Annotated in this window: 10 protein-coding genes; all 10 read left to right on the plus strand. The window is 51.3% G+C overall.

All coding sequences use genetic code 11. From position 1 onward, the window contains the following. Window positions 1-1,293: 1,293 nt before the first annotated feature. On the plus strand, window positions 1,294-1,662 hold the full coding sequence (locus AB0G17_RS36900) for a hypothetical protein (protein WP_361392533.1): 369 nt from the start codon (window positions 1,294-1,296) through the stop codon (window positions 1,660-1,662). A 423-nt stretch (window positions 1,663-2,085) separates the two neighbouring features. Further along, window positions 2,086-2,628, plus strand: coding sequence for a single-stranded DNA-binding protein (gene ssb / locus AB0G17_RS36905; protein ID WP_361392536.1), 543 nt, complete (start codon window positions 2,086-2,088; stop codon window positions 2,626-2,628). Between the two features lie 89 nt (window positions 2,629-2,717). After that, window positions 2,718-2,981 carry a helix-turn-helix transcriptional regulator gene (locus tag AB0G17_RS36910; protein WP_361392560.1) on the plus strand — a complete coding sequence of 88 codons (264 nt, stop codon included), beginning with the start codon at window positions 2,718-2,720 and terminating at the stop codon, window positions 2,979-2,981. Between the two features lie 91 nt (window positions 2,982-3,072). Further along, window positions 3,073-4,209, plus strand: a complete 1,137-nt coding sequence (locus AB0G17_RS36915; RefSeq protein ID WP_361392539.1) for a hypothetical protein — start codon at window positions 3,073-3,075, stop codon at window positions 4,207-4,209. A 659-nt stretch (window positions 4,210-4,868) separates the two neighbouring features. Then, a complete protein-coding gene (locus AB0G17_RS36920) occupies window positions 4,869-6,353 on the plus strand; it encodes an FtsK/SpoIIIE domain-containing protein (RefSeq protein ID WP_361392542.1) in 1,485 nt (494 codons plus the stop codon). 622 nt (window positions 6,354-6,975) lie between these two features. Further along, complete coding sequence (locus AB0G17_RS36925; RefSeq protein WP_361392545.1) at window positions 6,976-9,222, plus strand: hypothetical protein; 2,247 nt, start codon at window positions 6,976-6,978, stop codon at window positions 9,220-9,222. 471 nt (window positions 9,223-9,693) lie between these two features. Then, window positions 9,694-12,210 carry a DNA polymerase gene (locus tag AB0G17_RS36930; RefSeq protein ID WP_361392548.1) on the plus strand — a complete coding sequence of 839 codons (2,517 nt, stop codon included), beginning with the start codon at window positions 9,694-9,696 and terminating at the stop codon, window positions 12,208-12,210. Window positions 12,211-12,981: 771 nt separating this feature from the next. After that, window positions 12,982-13,140 (plus strand): pRL2-8, encoded by a 159-nt coding sequence (locus AB0G17_RS36935; RefSeq protein ID WP_361392551.1) that lies wholly within the window; start codon window positions 12,982-12,984, stop codon window positions 13,138-13,140. A gap of 3 nt (window positions 13,141-13,143) precedes the next feature. Next, entirely contained in the window at window positions 13,144-13,389 is a 246-nt protein-coding gene (locus AB0G17_RS36940; protein ID WP_361392554.1) for a hypothetical protein, read from the plus strand. Beyond that, window positions 13,386-13,538 (plus strand): hypothetical protein, encoded by a 153-nt coding sequence (locus AB0G17_RS36945; RefSeq protein ID WP_361392557.1) that lies wholly within the window; start codon window positions 13,386-13,388, stop codon window positions 13,536-13,538. Before AB0G17_RS36940 ends, AB0G17_RS36945 begins: the two co-directional genes overlap by 4 nt. Window positions 13,539-14,911: the final 1,373 nt, after the last annotated feature.

Genomic DNA, 14,911 nt, shown 5'->3' on the forward strand with positions numbered 1-14,911 from the left:
CGGCGACATCGGCGCCCTCGACGAGGACGGCTACCTCACCATCACCGGCCGCAAGAAGGAGATCCTGGTGACCTCCGGCGGCCCCCCTTTGCTCTCGCAAAAGTTTTGTGACCCGTTTTAATTTCACTTTCTGTAATTCTTGATTTTCGTCAAATTTTCTGCCTTTCAATTCGACGTGTGTTCCGTTGTCTCGAATCTGTTTACTCTCAGTCAGTTTTCTCATGGTCTTCTCTCCCCCGATTCTGCGGCATGTCGGTTGCGTCGGTTAGGTCGGTTAGAAGGAAAGTGCCTGGTCAGAGGCTATATACCGATGTCGGTTAGGGACGTCGGTTAGGGCCTAACCGACATGAGTCCGGGGTCCGATTGCCTATCTGACGACTCGTCAAGGTGTACATAGAGTGATGTCGGAAAATTGCTAGTGTCGTGTGTTTGGTCGTATGGTGGTTACGTTGTGTGGTGTATTTGGTTATATGTTCGTCGTGTAGGGCTAGAGTGTTTGCATTTGCAGATTGGTCTAGTTCGATCGGATGAACGCGACACGCGCGAAGTCGGAGAGTGTGACTCAGGTCACACACCCGCGTGAAAGCCTCTGTGCGGCTGTGTAACAAGATCAGATGTCCATTGGAACTAGAGGGCCGATAGTCACTGTTAGAGCGTCACAGAGGCGTATAAGTACCTTCGTGACCTATCGAGCCTTACGCTCGTTGTGCGACCTACCTAGAATCTTCGTTCGGTCTAACTTTCTTCGTCATGTAGTTGACTCTGCCTGTCGTATCCCCTAACTTAGAAGAAGAACGAACGACGGAGAGACCGGCGCAAAGGTCCCGGAAGACACGGCGGATCGTATGAAGCTCGAACTTGACAACAGAATCTCTCTACCTATCGTGAACGTCAGTCGTTCGTAGCCATACTCTATCTTGAGTTTGTCGAGTACGAAGACTTATCAGATGTTCAAAGGTAGACGGCGAATGAGCCTTAATAGATTCACATGCTGATACGTGCTGTGCCGTAGGCTAGAGAATAGGTTTACTTAGACGTAAAGAGAACGAAGTTACGTTGGCGTAGACAATGGATCGAACGCATACTTCTCTAAACGTATCTCGTAACGGAGAGCTAACTATGTTGTAGGCAGTGATCACAACATGAGGACCCACCGTTACGCCTACCGAGTGTGAGTGAACCTCATAGAGTAGGGTGAAACTTAGACGATGCTGTGACATACTCTAGGTAGATGGTCAAGGGTGTTGGTCACTGGAACCAATGTCCTTAATCACCAATCGGGAGGAACCAGTCATGGCAGAGAACAAGTCTCAGAAGTCGTTCAACTTCGGTGATGCGCTTAGCAAGGCGACGCTTACTGAAGAGATGACGACTCAGAAGACGGGCGGTCGTACGCGTACGCCGAGTGACTTTGACTCTCCGCTTACAGAGGCTTGGAATGCTAAGAAGGTTCTTGCCTTCGAGCTTCCGAGTGCCGCCGTAGAAGATGCGCTTAAGGAAGCGCGTTCGTCTGCACGTTACCTTGGCTTCCGTCTTGAAGTTGGGCAGACGGATAAGGGTAAGGGTGTTACGGCTCTTGAGCTTAAGCCTGTTCCGAAGCGTGCGCGCAAGACGAAAGCTCAGGTAGAGGCGGAAAAGGCTGAGGCTGCTAAGGCTGAGTAGAAGAGACTTACTCGGTTATGGCGGTACACGTTCCAAACACTTTATGTGTGCGGAACGCGTACCGCCATAGTCGTTTAAGGAAGTAGGTATATGACTAAAAAGAATCGTAAACCAGAGTGTAAGTTAAAGGACTGTGGTAATCCGAATTGTCCAAAGCACAGAAAGAAAGCTAAGTACGGAAAGAAACCAGGTTCCACGGGTGTTGCTCCTGTGATAGCAACACCAAAGAAGTTTACTGCTAAGTCTGTAAAGTCGGTTATTACAACGGCTTTCGAAACGAAGCGATGTAAGCATTAAGGAATGTTTGAACGACAGCAATGCACACGGTTTGTTGAGATTCGTAGACCGTGTGCATTGCTGCGTTTGCGCATTTTCGCGTAAACGTATCGTGCGGCCATCACCGAATCCGAGAGGACTCGAAGCATGAACATCGGAGAAATCGTCACTACGGTTGTCGGCAACCTTGCCGGAACTCCGGAACTTCGCTTTACCGCTAGTGGTAAGGCAGTCGCGAATTTCACGATTGCTGAGAACCACAGCAAGAAGGTTGGGAATGATTGGGTGGACGACGGAGCGTCGTTCATTCGCGTGACCGTTTGGGGGAACCTTGCGGAAAACGTAGTCGAGTCGTTCCCGGAACAGGGTATGCCGATTATGGCGTATGGAAGCCTTCGCATGAAGCAGTGGGAAGGTGACGACGGTGTGAATCGCGTTCAGCCGGAACTTACTGCAATGGCAGTAGGGCCGAACCTTGCGCTTTCGGTTGCAGAAGTTAGGCAGCCTCAGCGTAAGTGGGCAAAGAAGAACGTTGCAGACGAGATGTTTGACGATAAGTCGTCTGAGACGAAGTCAAAGACAGAGACCAAGGCAGACTTTACGGACGATGCTAAGGGCTCTGAGTCGCCTTCTAAGACCGTTCCTGCGGCACGGAAGAAGACGACGCCAGAAAAGGCCGAAAGTAAGTGAGAGTGATACGGGCGGAAGTCGTAAGGCTTCCGCCCGTTCGGAGAGAGGTTGTCACAGTGTCAGACGAAGAAATGAAGGACTTTCTTCGCATGAGGCTACAGCCTGAGACTACGCTAGAGCTTCCGCCGGTAGATAGGCGAAAGCCTCTGCGGGAGGCTTTCGGTTTGTCACAAGCTGAGCTAGGTAAACAGCTTGGAGTTTCAGACGCGTCTGTTTCCAAATGGGAAAGTGGAAAGAGTACACCTAGGGGTGACACTCGTAAGCGTTATCTCGCGTTCTGTAAAGCTGCGGAGGAAATCCTTAAGGAAAGGGAAGGAGGAACGTCGGATGGGGCTACGACGGAAGAAGAGTAATAGCCTAGAGTCAAAGCCAAAGCCAAAGGTACGCGGAACAATCGACATTGAGACGATTGGTAAACGCGCATCGATCGTAGCATATGTATTCATGCTTGCGGCAATTGGAAGCATCTTTGTTTTGTCTTGGGATGGCCTTACACACTTCGGTGAAAAGGTCCTAGGACTTGACGGATGGATGGTCCATATTGTTCCCGGAAGTCTAGACGGTTCAGTCATCATGTTCGGATGCATGGCTATCGTCTCAATGATTGCGGGAGAGAACGCAACAGGGCTACGATTTTTCGTCCAACTTTGTGCCGTTGGATCTGCGGTATTCAACGGGTATCAAGGGTGGATTAGTGCGGACAAGGGTAACCGCTACTTCGCGGGAGCGTATTACGCTTGTCTGTCACTTCTAGTTGCTTTGATCGCGCATTGGTTCTTCCGTCGCATTCGCCGTGCAGCGCGAATTGAAGACGGAACACTCAAAGTGGATACAGTGCATTTCTCGATGGCGGAATGGACGAAGTTTCCTATCCGTCGATGGAAGGCACGTACACTTGCACTTGAGTACGGAATCACAGATCCGCGTTTGGCAATCACGCTCGAAGCGTCAAAGAATGGGCGAATTGATGCGCGAATCATGCATGCATTGGAAGCCCATGAGAAAGACGAATCGACTCGTGTCTATGAGTTTTTCGGATCAAACGCGGTTGTTCCCAACGATGGGAAACCCGATATTCCGAAGTCTCTCCCTGTGGGAACGTTCATCCCTCTTCCCGTCAGCGAGAACGGACATGGGAACGACGTTGAAAACGTTGGGAATCTGTTTCTAAACCACGGGAACGGCGAAAGTCAAGCGGGAAAAGACGACGCGTCGGAAGACAAGCCGGATGGTTCATCCGACGCGCAAGAGGGTATGCCGGACACCAGTGAGATTCCCAGGAACGAGCCTGAGAATGAGACGAGAATCCCAGGTCAGCGCGATTTGTGCTCTCTCTGTGGTCCGGCGGATTCCCAGGTTCCTCCGGAGTCTTGCAGTCATTCCCATGAGCTTTCGAAGTTGGGAAATCATTCGGAAGCCGTTGAATATGCCGTTCGAGTAGTGGGAATGGAAGGCGGAACGGTCTTGTCTAAGTGGCTCAATAGTCACGGATACGAGATTGGGAAGAGTTCTGTTTACCGGCTAGTCGAAACACGTCCGGGAACGAATCACTTGCGCATTGTTGGATCGGAACGCGAGTGAGAATCCAATGGGAATAGCGAAACGCGCACGGGAATGATTGCGGTGGTGTTCCGAAGTTCGTGGGAAAGAAAGTCGGAACACTTGCCGGAACTATTCTGGTGTGGGAATGGTTCATCTCATAGGAAGGGAAGCCTATGAATAACCTTACGTGGGGCGTCGTTATCTTCTTCGTTTTCTACTTCCTGTTCAAGCCGAAACGGCGAGTAGATAGCAGTAGAGGAATGACTATAACGATCCTCGCGTATCTCTTTGGACGACGGAACAAAGAGTCTGGCGATTCAGAAAAGCTAAAGCTAACGTACGACCAAATAGAGCGAAAGAAACGACGGAATGCAGTGCTCTTGTCACTGCTTATGTTCGTCGCAATTTGGCTCTACGGAGTCCGCAACGAATGGGGTTCCGGAACTGTCACCCTGGTTTATGCGGGAACGCTTACCGGTATCATATGCGTCTGTGTGCACGCATGGACGGATCATCGACGTAACGTAGTGATGCCTCTCTACGTAACGCTGTGCCGAATGCAGAACGCTACATGGGGACTTGAAGACAGGGTTTCACGTTGGCTTACCGTACCGCGTGGTGCATCGCGTACGGGCATCCCGTCAGCGGTTGCGTGGTTCCTTACGTCGGGAACTATCACGGTTGGAAAGTCGGAACCGTTGACGGAAGAGGAACGGCGCAAAGGGAAGCAACGACGGTCAAAGGAAATCCGCCTTATTCCAATGAAGACGCAAGTTTGGTTGCGAGATCATTCGGGATGGGCGGATAAGTGTTGGCCAGTAGGTAAGTCGGAGATTCGCGTAAAGTTGCCGAAAGACACGAACGCTACTGCTGACTTGTTGACGAAGATTGAACGACTGATGGAGTCGCGCTTTCCTGGTCAATGGAAGATGCAGAACAATACGCGGAAGTTCCGAGTTAGCTTCGTGCCAACTAGGCCGTTGCCTTCTCTCGTAACTTTGCCCGATAGGTGGATTGTCGAGAATAAGCGTAAAGAATTCTCGGTACCTCTCGGAATGGTCGATAACGAAACGTGGTCGTTCATCGAATTGGAATCCGAAACGCCGCATACCCTAGTAGCAGGTGCTACAGGGTCCGGTAAAACGGTGACAATCACGATGATTATTGCATGGGTTCTCATGCACGGCGGAATCGTGGATATCTTCGACCCTAAGCGAGTGGGTTTTGCAGATCACCGAAAAGGCCGAATTGATCTGCGGAACATCCCCGGAGTCCGAATCCACACCGATCCCGAAAGCTGGGAAATGGTGATGACGGAATACAGGGACTCAATGGAACAGGTCTACAAGGACCTGGAATTGGGTGAAGACATTGACGATCGCGCAAAGTATCCGACTCGTCTACTCGTGATTGACGAAAAGGGTGCGTACACTCGCGCGATGAAATCGCATTGGAAGCGCAAGGGTGGGAAGGGTATTCCGCCCGCGTTCGACTATGAAGACGACGTATTGCAGCAAGGTCGCTTTGCCCGGCATTTCTTGGTAGTCGGTGCACAGCAAGCAAACGCGTACGTTCTACGTAGCTCTGACGCACGCTTCAACTACGGTGCGAAGATTGGTGCCGGACCGCAAGACGCTATGTCATGGCGAATGCTGTTCGGAGGAAAGCGCCAATCAACTCCAGTACAGAAAGGCCGTGGACACTGGAGTAATGGAGCCGAACCAATGGCTATTCAGTTGGTCTACATCACGCAAGAACAGGTAGTCCAAATGGCAGCCATCGGAGAAGCCATCCGGCGCCGTCTGGCCACAGAGGCCGGACAGCCCATAGAGGCTCCCACAGAGCCTCTGACAGCCCCTGTGGCGAGTGTCCCGGTACACAGGGACACAACGGCGGTGCCAGGGGAGACAGCCGCGAGTGTCCCGGTACAGAGGGACGCAGAGCCCGCTGTCATCGTCGGCCTGGACGCGGCGGCATCCTTCCTTGGATACACGAAGGAAGCCTTTATAGGTGCGCGAAAGCGGGCACCAATTCCCGGAGAAACAAAGAAGGGAAGGCAGCCCGCATGGAATGTTGTGGACTTGCGCGAATGGCATTCCAAGCGTCCGCGTGCTGGTAAGCGTTCGCTCGAACCCTCAGAGGTTATTCTCTCGAAGGAACGAGACGAAGCGTCCGGCGAATAGTCGCAGTATCGGAGTACGTTAGGTCACCCGAATTCGGTTCGGGTGACCTTTCGTATTCCTGTACGCGTTGCGTCAGGGATAAGAAAAGAGGTGAGTCTATGAGTTCGGGCGAATCAAAGGGATTCGTAGCGGCAATTCAGGAAGCATCCTTTGGGCAAGTTCTTGTGTGGATACTTCTTATCGTCGCTATCGTATGGGGTTTCGCAGTCACTACGGCAATGGTTATCGGGATGCTCATAGCGCTAGCTATCTGCGCTATCTGTCTCACGGTGATGATTGGGTTTATCCGACCCATGATGCCTACGCGGGACAAGAATTCCGGCAAGTGATCCGCATTCGTTCGAGTAGAAATCGCCAGTAACTCAGAGTGACAGAATGCCCATGCCGGCGGACACACAGAGTAATCGGTGTGTCGGCCATTTGAGTGGTCGTCAATTCATGATCAGAGGTTTACTCTGAGAGATCGCGTCGGTTTCTTCCCGAACGTGCAGGAAGCCGGTAGGCGGCCATCACGTCGCTTACCGGCTTCCGCAACACAATTTCCAACTCCGTTGCTCCGGTCAAAGATCGACGGAATTGGTTGCCCCCTCTGTGTCAGAAGGCTTGGAAGCGAGTGTAGCAAATGACCGACCCCAACGAAACTAGGCCGGACAGTGGCTCGTATCGCGTCCCGAATGGTTGGGGCGGATCGAATGCAGATCAAACGGCGGAGACAACGTCGAACAACATTCCTGCCCAACGCGAATGGATGACGGAAGCAGTACGTATTCCGTTTCCTCAGACCGAACTCTACGAAATTCCGGATGGAGTTAAGGAAGATGGTTCGCGTTGGATTAAGACTTTCTCTCTGACCCGTAGCGGTCCGGCACAGTCGCTTAAGCGAAACCTTGTTATCCCCGGAATCGTCAGTATTGACGCCGTGTATCAACCGGCATCATTGACGGAACGACGGACGAAAAGTAAGACGGATGACAGCAATCTGAACTATACCGTTCGGATTGAGCTAGGCGACGAACGGCCCGATCCTATCGTTGGCACAGTGTGCGACGAAGATATTATGGCTATGGGAAACCTAAGCGGTCGATGGGTGCGAAAGCTAGAAGCACAGCACTTCATCCATTCGCGACAGTATCAAAGCCTAAAGTACGTCATTTGGTCGAAAGCTCGAAGCGGTCTCAAAGACGGAAGTCTTACCAAAGATGAAGTCTTTGCAGAAACCGGAATGTTCCGCGCAATCGAGCCGGACCCTTCGTCAGATGGCGAACTACTCGTGTTCTTGACTCCGGGCGAAAACGGATCGCTAGGACACGACGGCTGGGTACACCGCTACAAGACGGAATTGCCCGAAGGACTGCAACAGAACGAACGGATTAGCAGTCTCGGTTACCGTCCGGCGAATCCTGAGACTGTAAAGAAGTCGTTCACCGAACTGTTTCAGATGTACGATGTAACTCCGAAACATCAATGGATTCCCGCCGGATTGCTCGGAACAACGGGCATCGCTCCAATGTACGGAATTCATCGGAGTGCACAAGTAGCGTTGGCTATCGTCGGTCCGACGAAGCAAGGTAAGACGACGCTAGCGAAGTTGGTACAACCAAATCAGTCCGCAACTGAACGCGGAGGAAAAACACTAGAGCCGACGATTAACGCGCGCTCTATGAACAACGGTTCAACTGCATTCGGTATCGAGACGGTTACATCTCGACTCGGCGGATTCGTCGTCCCAATTGACGACATGCTTACGCCACAACACATGTTGCCCAATAACGCATCTCTCTTGCGGAAAGCATTGGGAAACATTGAAGGACTCGTAAGTAAGATTGGTGGCGGGGGAGCCCTTAAGGGAGACGGATTCGATCCGGTAACTAAAGCGGCTCGGTTGAAGAAAAACGCGAAGTTGAAGACGTCAGTAATTCTGACATTGGAAGACTTCCCCCGTCAGCCGGAATACGAGTCGGTGTTTAACCGAATGGTTGTGATGACACACGACTCTCGGGAAGACATTTCACAAGACGTACTCTTTCATCTGTGGTCGGAAGAGTCGGAAGCACATCGGTTCAATGCACAGTGCTATTACGTGCAAGAATTGATGAAGAATCCAGAGCTGTTTGATTCGGCTTGGATTAAGGCCGGTGAACTTACCGATAAATGGGAGTTCGCAGACTTTGAAAGGGAACGCGACAATTACCGTCGAATTCTCGCCGGAAACATCGCGCTTCTGAGCGTCGGTCAAACAGTCGGTGCAAAGGGTCCATCAATCGCTCAAGTAGCCGGATGGCTACACGATGCCGCGAAGCTGCAAAGCGAATGGGGCATCGTAGAGACGACAGAAGAAAACGATCCGCTGACGCAATTCCGGTTGGAATTTGCATTGCAGATGGAAAAGACGCTAGGACCGTTCACAGCTCCCCGTGTAGACGGAGAAAAAACAACTGTTGTCTATCCCGAACGAAGTGGTTTGGGACCGCTCGAATTCCACCACATTGGATATATTGCCGGTAAGGCAAAACTCAATGTCGATGGACAGAACGGTTCAGACGACATCGAAGAAGGTTCCGAATGGATTAAACCCATGCGTCCGGGTAAGCCAGTTGGAACGTTCGTTGCATGGACCCCAGGTAGAGGGAAACGACCTAAGTTCGTTCGTCGGTTTGAATTCACAACGGCAGAATTCAGTCAACTCTATGCGAGGATCGAACAGGGGTTGATTCGGCGGAATCTAACTGTTCCATCAAAGACGGAGTTTATTCGTCTAATGGAAAAAGAAGATGTCGCACGAGAAACTACCGGACCAAAGTCGCAGGGTTCGCCTAGGGTGCTTCAAATCAACGCAGATTGGTTGTCTCAAGTAGACGACTATGAGTAAACCGGAAGCGGCACGATTCATAAGGAGTCGTGCCGCTTCTCTGTGCGGAAGGAGGTAGAACGGTGCCGTTGCCCGAAGGTGCGTCGTATGAACGTGGTTCAGAACGGCGGATGGTTATTCTTTCTGATGGACGGATTGTTTCGCGTCAGGAAGCAATGAATATAGGGGCTCAAGAAATTGACCCCTACTTTCGTAGTGATTACATGCTTAGGATGGCTCGTAAGGAAATTAAGACTGCACAGCATTCGGAGCGATATAAGCAGGATCGCGCGGAGATGCGACGCAATAACCCTGACGTTAAACAACGTGACATTGACCGCGTTATGTTGCGTCTGTATGCAGAGAAGCAACGACAGAGGGAAGGCGGACGCGCGACGATGAAGAATGCGGATCGTTCTATGGGGTCTGCCGTACAGGAATGGAATGCTCTTACGGGTAGGGCAGTCGGTAGGGATTGGAGTAGGTACTAAGATGCTTCCTTGGTTCCGGTCTCAGATCAAACAAATTGTGTCCGTCGATGGTGAAGGTAATGACATCGACGGAGTACACGCGTACACGATGGTTTGTGCTGCGGATGATAAGGGCTTTGAGAAGTCCATCATTCACGACGGATCGCGACGCGAACGAGACGACGAAAGGATGCCGAACTACGGTCTTAAGACCGAAGACATCCTAGAGTTTCTGCTGAACTGTAAGCAGTACAACTCTACACTAGTCGTTTCGTTTGCGTTTTCATACGACGTAACGAAGCTGTTGGCCGACGTTCCGAAAGACATTCTGCAAGCTATTTCAGATGCAGGAGGAAACGGCGGTACTAGGTGGGGAAAGTACGAAATCAAGTACCGGCCTAAGAAGTGGTTCGAGATTACGGATGTCTCAGCCGGTAAGAGGCAGAATGGTACTCGGATGGAGTACCGGCGAACGGTGCGAGTGTGGGACGTATTCACGTTCTTTCAGTCTTCCTTTGTCAATGCCCTTTGGGGCGCAAAGGAACTGTTCGACACGTCGTTTATTCGGACGATCGCTGACATGAAGGCTAAGCGTTCTCAGTTTGAGAATGAGTCTACAGAAGACATCTTGGCTTACTGCTACAGCGAATGCCGGTATCTCTCGGTTCTGTGTAGGGACTTGCTTTCCCACATGGATCACGTCGGATTGCAACCGAATTCGTTCGACGGTCCGGGCGCGTTGGCTTCAACGTGGTTCACGCAAGAGGGAATCAAGAAGCACATTTCTCTAGCGGGACTTCCGGAAGATGTAGCATTAGCCGGTTACTACGGCGGTCGCTTTGAGATTTCGCACGTCGGTTACATCGGTGATGCATGGGCGTACGACATCAATAGTGCGTATCCGCACATCACGCGTTCGCTTCCTTGTCTGGCACATGGGAAGTTTCGGAAGACGGATAGGTTCGAGCCTGGAAAGGTTGGAATCTATCGGGTGAGTACGCGTACGTCTGGCCGTTGGGCACCGTTCCCGTTCCGTGTTCCGAAGGAACTGTCTAAGGAACAAAGGGAAGAGAACAAGCGTAATGGTGTGCCGAGTAAGGCAGAGTCAGACCGAAACATCTCGCTTCTGTCCGAAGGTACGGTCTGCTTTCCGCACGGTGGTGAACGGTGGGTTTGGCAAGACGAAGTAGCCGTAGCTATCAAGCATTACGGGGCGGAAGCTATCCCCGTGCTTGAAGGTTGGGTCTTCGAAGCAAAGTGCAATCACAAGCCGTTCGCTAAGCTAACTGATCTGTACGACGAAAGGAAGCGTCTTAAGGCGGAAGGGAATGGAGCCCAAAAGGTTCTTAAGTTGCTCATCAATAGTCTGTATGGCAAGACTGCACAGTCTATTGGTTGGCGACTCGTCAAGACTGACGACGGATGGAATGCGGAACGTCCGCCGTTCCAGTCGTACATTTGGGCCGGTCTCATTACGTCGGGATGTAGGGCAATGGTCCTCGACCTAGCCCTAAACGAAAGTGCCGACGTTGTGTCATTCGCAACGGATGGCATCATTTCGCGTACGAAGATTGACGGAGTAGAAAACTCTTCAGAACTCGGAGAGTGGGAGGCTGAAGAATACCGAAACGTCTACCTCTTCCAATCCGGAATCTATACGTACGAGTCGTACGACAAGGTTCTAGACGAAGACATGAACCCGACGGGCGAAAAGAAGTGGAAGCAACACACGAAGACTCGCGGTTTCGCTCTACGCGACTTGCCCGCATCTAAGATCATTGATGCTTGGCATGACGGAGCATGGTACGTAGAAACCGACCCGTACAACCACGTTACGGGAGAGGGACCACGAGCATTCATTCCTCTGAAACTAGGGCTTCAACGGACAGACCCTCTGTCGATTATTGGGCAGTGGGTACCGTCGAAGAAAAGGATTTCGTTTGACCCTTCAAAGCGAGCTGGCCGATACGAAATCGGAGACGACTTCATTCCGGATCGTACGGGGAATCTGTTCCTGACAGACCCGTACGAACTTCCGGAAGATGCCGTCTCATCTCCGTATGTTCCGAAGCAGACGTGGGAAGACGTAATGGAAGGAAGGCATCACGAAGACGAAGAAATCGAAGCAGATGTAGAGACAGAACTCATCCCGATTGAACACCCTAGGCCAATGCGGATTCTCGTCACAGGATCGCGCAACTGGGGTCAAGGGTCGCGCGTGGAGCGGCAACGGCTAGAGACGGCTCTCTCTGCCCTGTGGACGGCTCACGGCCCTACCTCAGTCCTTGTGTCCGGCGCGTGTCCCACAGGGGCTGACAGGCTCGCTGAGGGCCTGTGGCAGACATGGGGCGGGACCGTAGAGCGGCACCCTGCCGACTGGCGTATGGGCCGTTCGGCCGAACCTAAGCGCAATCGACGGATGGTCGAAAGTGGAGCCGACATCTGCCTAGCGTTTATCCGTGACGCATCTCCGGGCGCAACAGGATGCGCGAAGTTGGCAGAACAAGCCGGAATCAAAGTCGAAAGGTATGAAGTCTAGTGCGAGTCGAAATCACAACTATCTGCGGTTCAATGCGGTTCTATGACCGAATGTTGGTCTTAGCCGCAGACCTTACGCGGTTGGGTGAAATCGTACTCATGCCGCACGCAGTAAAGAACGGAACCGAAGAGGACAAGAAGAGGCTTGACGCACTTCACCGCGAGAAAATTCGTCGGTCCGATCGCGTAATGGTCGTAACTGACGAAAGTGGTTACATCGGCGAAAGTACGTCGGGTGAAATCGCATACTCCGAACTTGTCGGGGTCCCGTTCCAAATCGTTTCGCTTTCTAATGAGCGATTGGAGAATGAAAAGAAGTAATTGATAGCCGTGTGAAGCAAAGGAGAAAGGTACGAAGTATGAGCGCAATAGGAGTAGCTCACGCTTACTGTTTGGATTGCGTGCCAACTCTCGTCTACGGAAAGACGAAAGCATTCTGCGGCAGCGTAATCAAAACTCCCGAAGTACGGCGCGTACCTATCAACCGTAAGTGTGGCGCATGCAAGAGCGCTATGCAGAAACATAAGGGAGAACATTCGTGACAGATGTTTGGAAAGGCAAGGCTCTCGTTGATCGGGAGCCGTTATCCGACGTAGATTTGCATTACCGAATCTACAACGCGAAAACGGGAGAACTGTTGAGCTTTAGCTCTAACGGTGGCCTCGGATCGCTGAACGGATGCGTTCAGGACGCAATCAACGTTCTGAGAGAGAATCCCGGAATTCGTATCTACGTCGAACAGTTCGACGGCCCAGTCTACGAAAGGTAAGCAATGAGTAAGGCATTGAATCCGCCGAAAGGAGAATGTCGTCAATGCTGGCAACACGCCTACGACAAGTCGATTCACAGAGCGCAAAATCAGCGCGAAGACTGCGGACCATGCGTAGATCACATGCGCAATGGACATCCTGACAACATGATTGTCAGGTGAAGGATGAAACTCGGTATTCCCGTTGAAGGAAAGATGTACTTCGTCATCTTGAACGTGCGTACCGGCGTCAGTCGGTATGTCGTAGACGGAGAACACATCACTTTGACGGAATACGGTGTGGTCGTTGGAGAAAGACAAATCGAAAACTACAGCGACCATACCGGCAAGTGGGAAAGCACAATTAAGGGTGAAATGGTATTTCACCCTTGGCACATGGTCGAACGGATTGAGGAGATGAGCAACGAATGAAGCTCGAAATTCCGTCAGATCTTGAACGGATGCTTCCTCATGAGATGAGCGAATGGCTTTCGTCGGTAGAGGAAGACGAAAGCTATACCGAAACTCAGGTAAAGGAAGCGCGTAAGGCAGTCTCCATCGCGTTGGGTGTAGACGCGTAGATTCCAGGCACTAGGCTAGGCACAATGTGCGGAAGCCCCACCATTCCAAACATGGTGGGGCTCCCGCGTTCTCAGTATAGGGGAGTTCAGTGCCTAGGGGAGATCACAAGGATGACTCAGAACACACGTGTATGCAGCCAGTCAATGGCAAACGATGCGGAAAGCCTGCCAAGTACGCTCTAGCTATCGAATTCCATTTCTTCATCGAAGAGACGGAGAAATACGAAGGACTAGGCTGGTTCACTTGTGGCGACCATAAGTACGACATGACCGTAACGATACAGATGCGGGAAGTAGATAGATAAAATAGACGCATAGTCGTCTATCACGGGGGAACAGAATGTACGACGAAACGCAAAGGTTGGCCATAACTCTAGGGTTGTTACTCCTCACAGGCGGAATTCTCATAGGAAGCCAACTCATAGGAGTATGGCCGACCTTTAGTGTCTCAACATCTATAATTGTTGGAGTGTACATAGGAACTCAAATAAAACGCGAAATCGAAGTACGAGCATTTGTTAAATGGATGCGTCGTCACTGGTAGATCGACGTTGTAATAGAGGAGGCTAGCAACATGTTCGGTAGGGCACCGAAGTGCGAAGCAAATGTTTGCAAGAATCAAGCCGAAACAACGGAGGTAGTACGCGGAACAGGTGCACCTATGGTCACGGCTATTGGGGTGTGCAATGCTCATGAACAAGAGCTCATCACAGGCTCAAAAATTCGCATTCGTGTGGACGGAGCATCATACGACGCTAAGCGGGCATAAAACAAAAAACAGGAAAGAGGGAAGCAAAAATGACGACGCCTAATTTTCCGTGGCACGGAGATGCATCGAGCGTAGATCTAGCGGATGCGATTGAGCATCTAAACGCATTCGCATCTTCGCTTCGGTTGCCTATCTCTCCACTCGAAACGGGAGAAAGGCGAAGGCAAGAGTATGTGTCGGTAGAACTCATCTCGGAGTGGATTCACCTCGCTGCACGATCGCTAGCAGACTCAATCGACGTCCAATCGAAATCGGAAGGAGAAGAATAGGCGAAATAAGTCAAAAGAAAGACACAAGAAAACTTATGAACTTCGGAACTCAAGTCGAGCTTTTGGCAATTGACTTCGATAGCACAAAGAAAAACGAAACAATGTGACGAAAATTCCCCCGAATTCCATCCGGAATTCGGGGGGATTTTTTCATGCCCAAATTTAGGGACAATGTAAGGAGATAAAATTGACGAAAGTCAAGGATTATAGAAAGGAAAAAGTTTGACGGAACACAAGGATTTTGCGAGAGCAAAGGTCAACCTCCCCGGGCGCGTCGAGGCACGGCGGCAGGGTGGCAGACTGGTCATCCGGCAGAGCTGAGCTCACGTACGTAC

The organism is Streptomyces sp. NPDC023838, from assembly GCF_040639555.1.
Taxonomy (GTDB): Bacteria; Actinomycetota; Actinomycetes; order Streptomycetales; family Streptomycetaceae; genus Streptomyces.

Excerpts from the sequence above, each read along its gene's own strand:
- AB0G17_RS36915 (WP_361392539.1), top strand. The coding sequence starts at position 3,073 with ATGCTTGCGGCAATTGGAAGCATCTTTGTTTTGTCTTGGGATGGCCTT.
- AB0G17_RS36900 (WP_361392533.1), top strand. The coding sequence starts at position 1,294 with ATGGCAGAGAACAAGTCTCAGAAGTCGTTCAACTTCGGTGATGCGCTT.
- AB0G17_RS36940 (WP_361392554.1), top strand. The coding sequence starts at position 13,144 with ATGAAACTCGGTATTCCCGTTGAAGGAAAGATGTACTTCGTCATCTTG.
- AB0G17_RS36935 (WP_361392551.1), top strand. The coding sequence starts at position 12,982 with ATGAGTAAGGCATTGAATCCGCCGAAAGGAGAATGTCGTCAATGCTGG.
- AB0G17_RS36910 (WP_361392560.1), top strand. The coding sequence starts at position 2,718 with ATGAGGCTACAGCCTGAGACTACGCTAGAGCTTCCGCCGGTAGATAGG.
- AB0G17_RS36945 (WP_361392557.1), top strand. The coding sequence starts at position 13,386 with ATGAAGCTCGAAATTCCGTCAGATCTTGAACGGATGCTTCCTCATGAG.
- ssb (WP_361392536.1), top strand. The coding sequence starts at position 2,086 with ATGAACATCGGAGAAATCGTCACTACGGTTGTCGGCAACCTTGCCGGA.
- AB0G17_RS36930 (WP_361392548.1), top strand. The coding sequence starts at position 9,694 with ATGCTTCCTTGGTTCCGGTCTCAGATCAAACAAATTGTGTCCGTCGAT.
- AB0G17_RS36925 (WP_361392545.1), top strand. The coding sequence starts at position 6,976 with ATGACCGACCCCAACGAAACTAGGCCGGACAGTGGCTCGTATCGCGTC.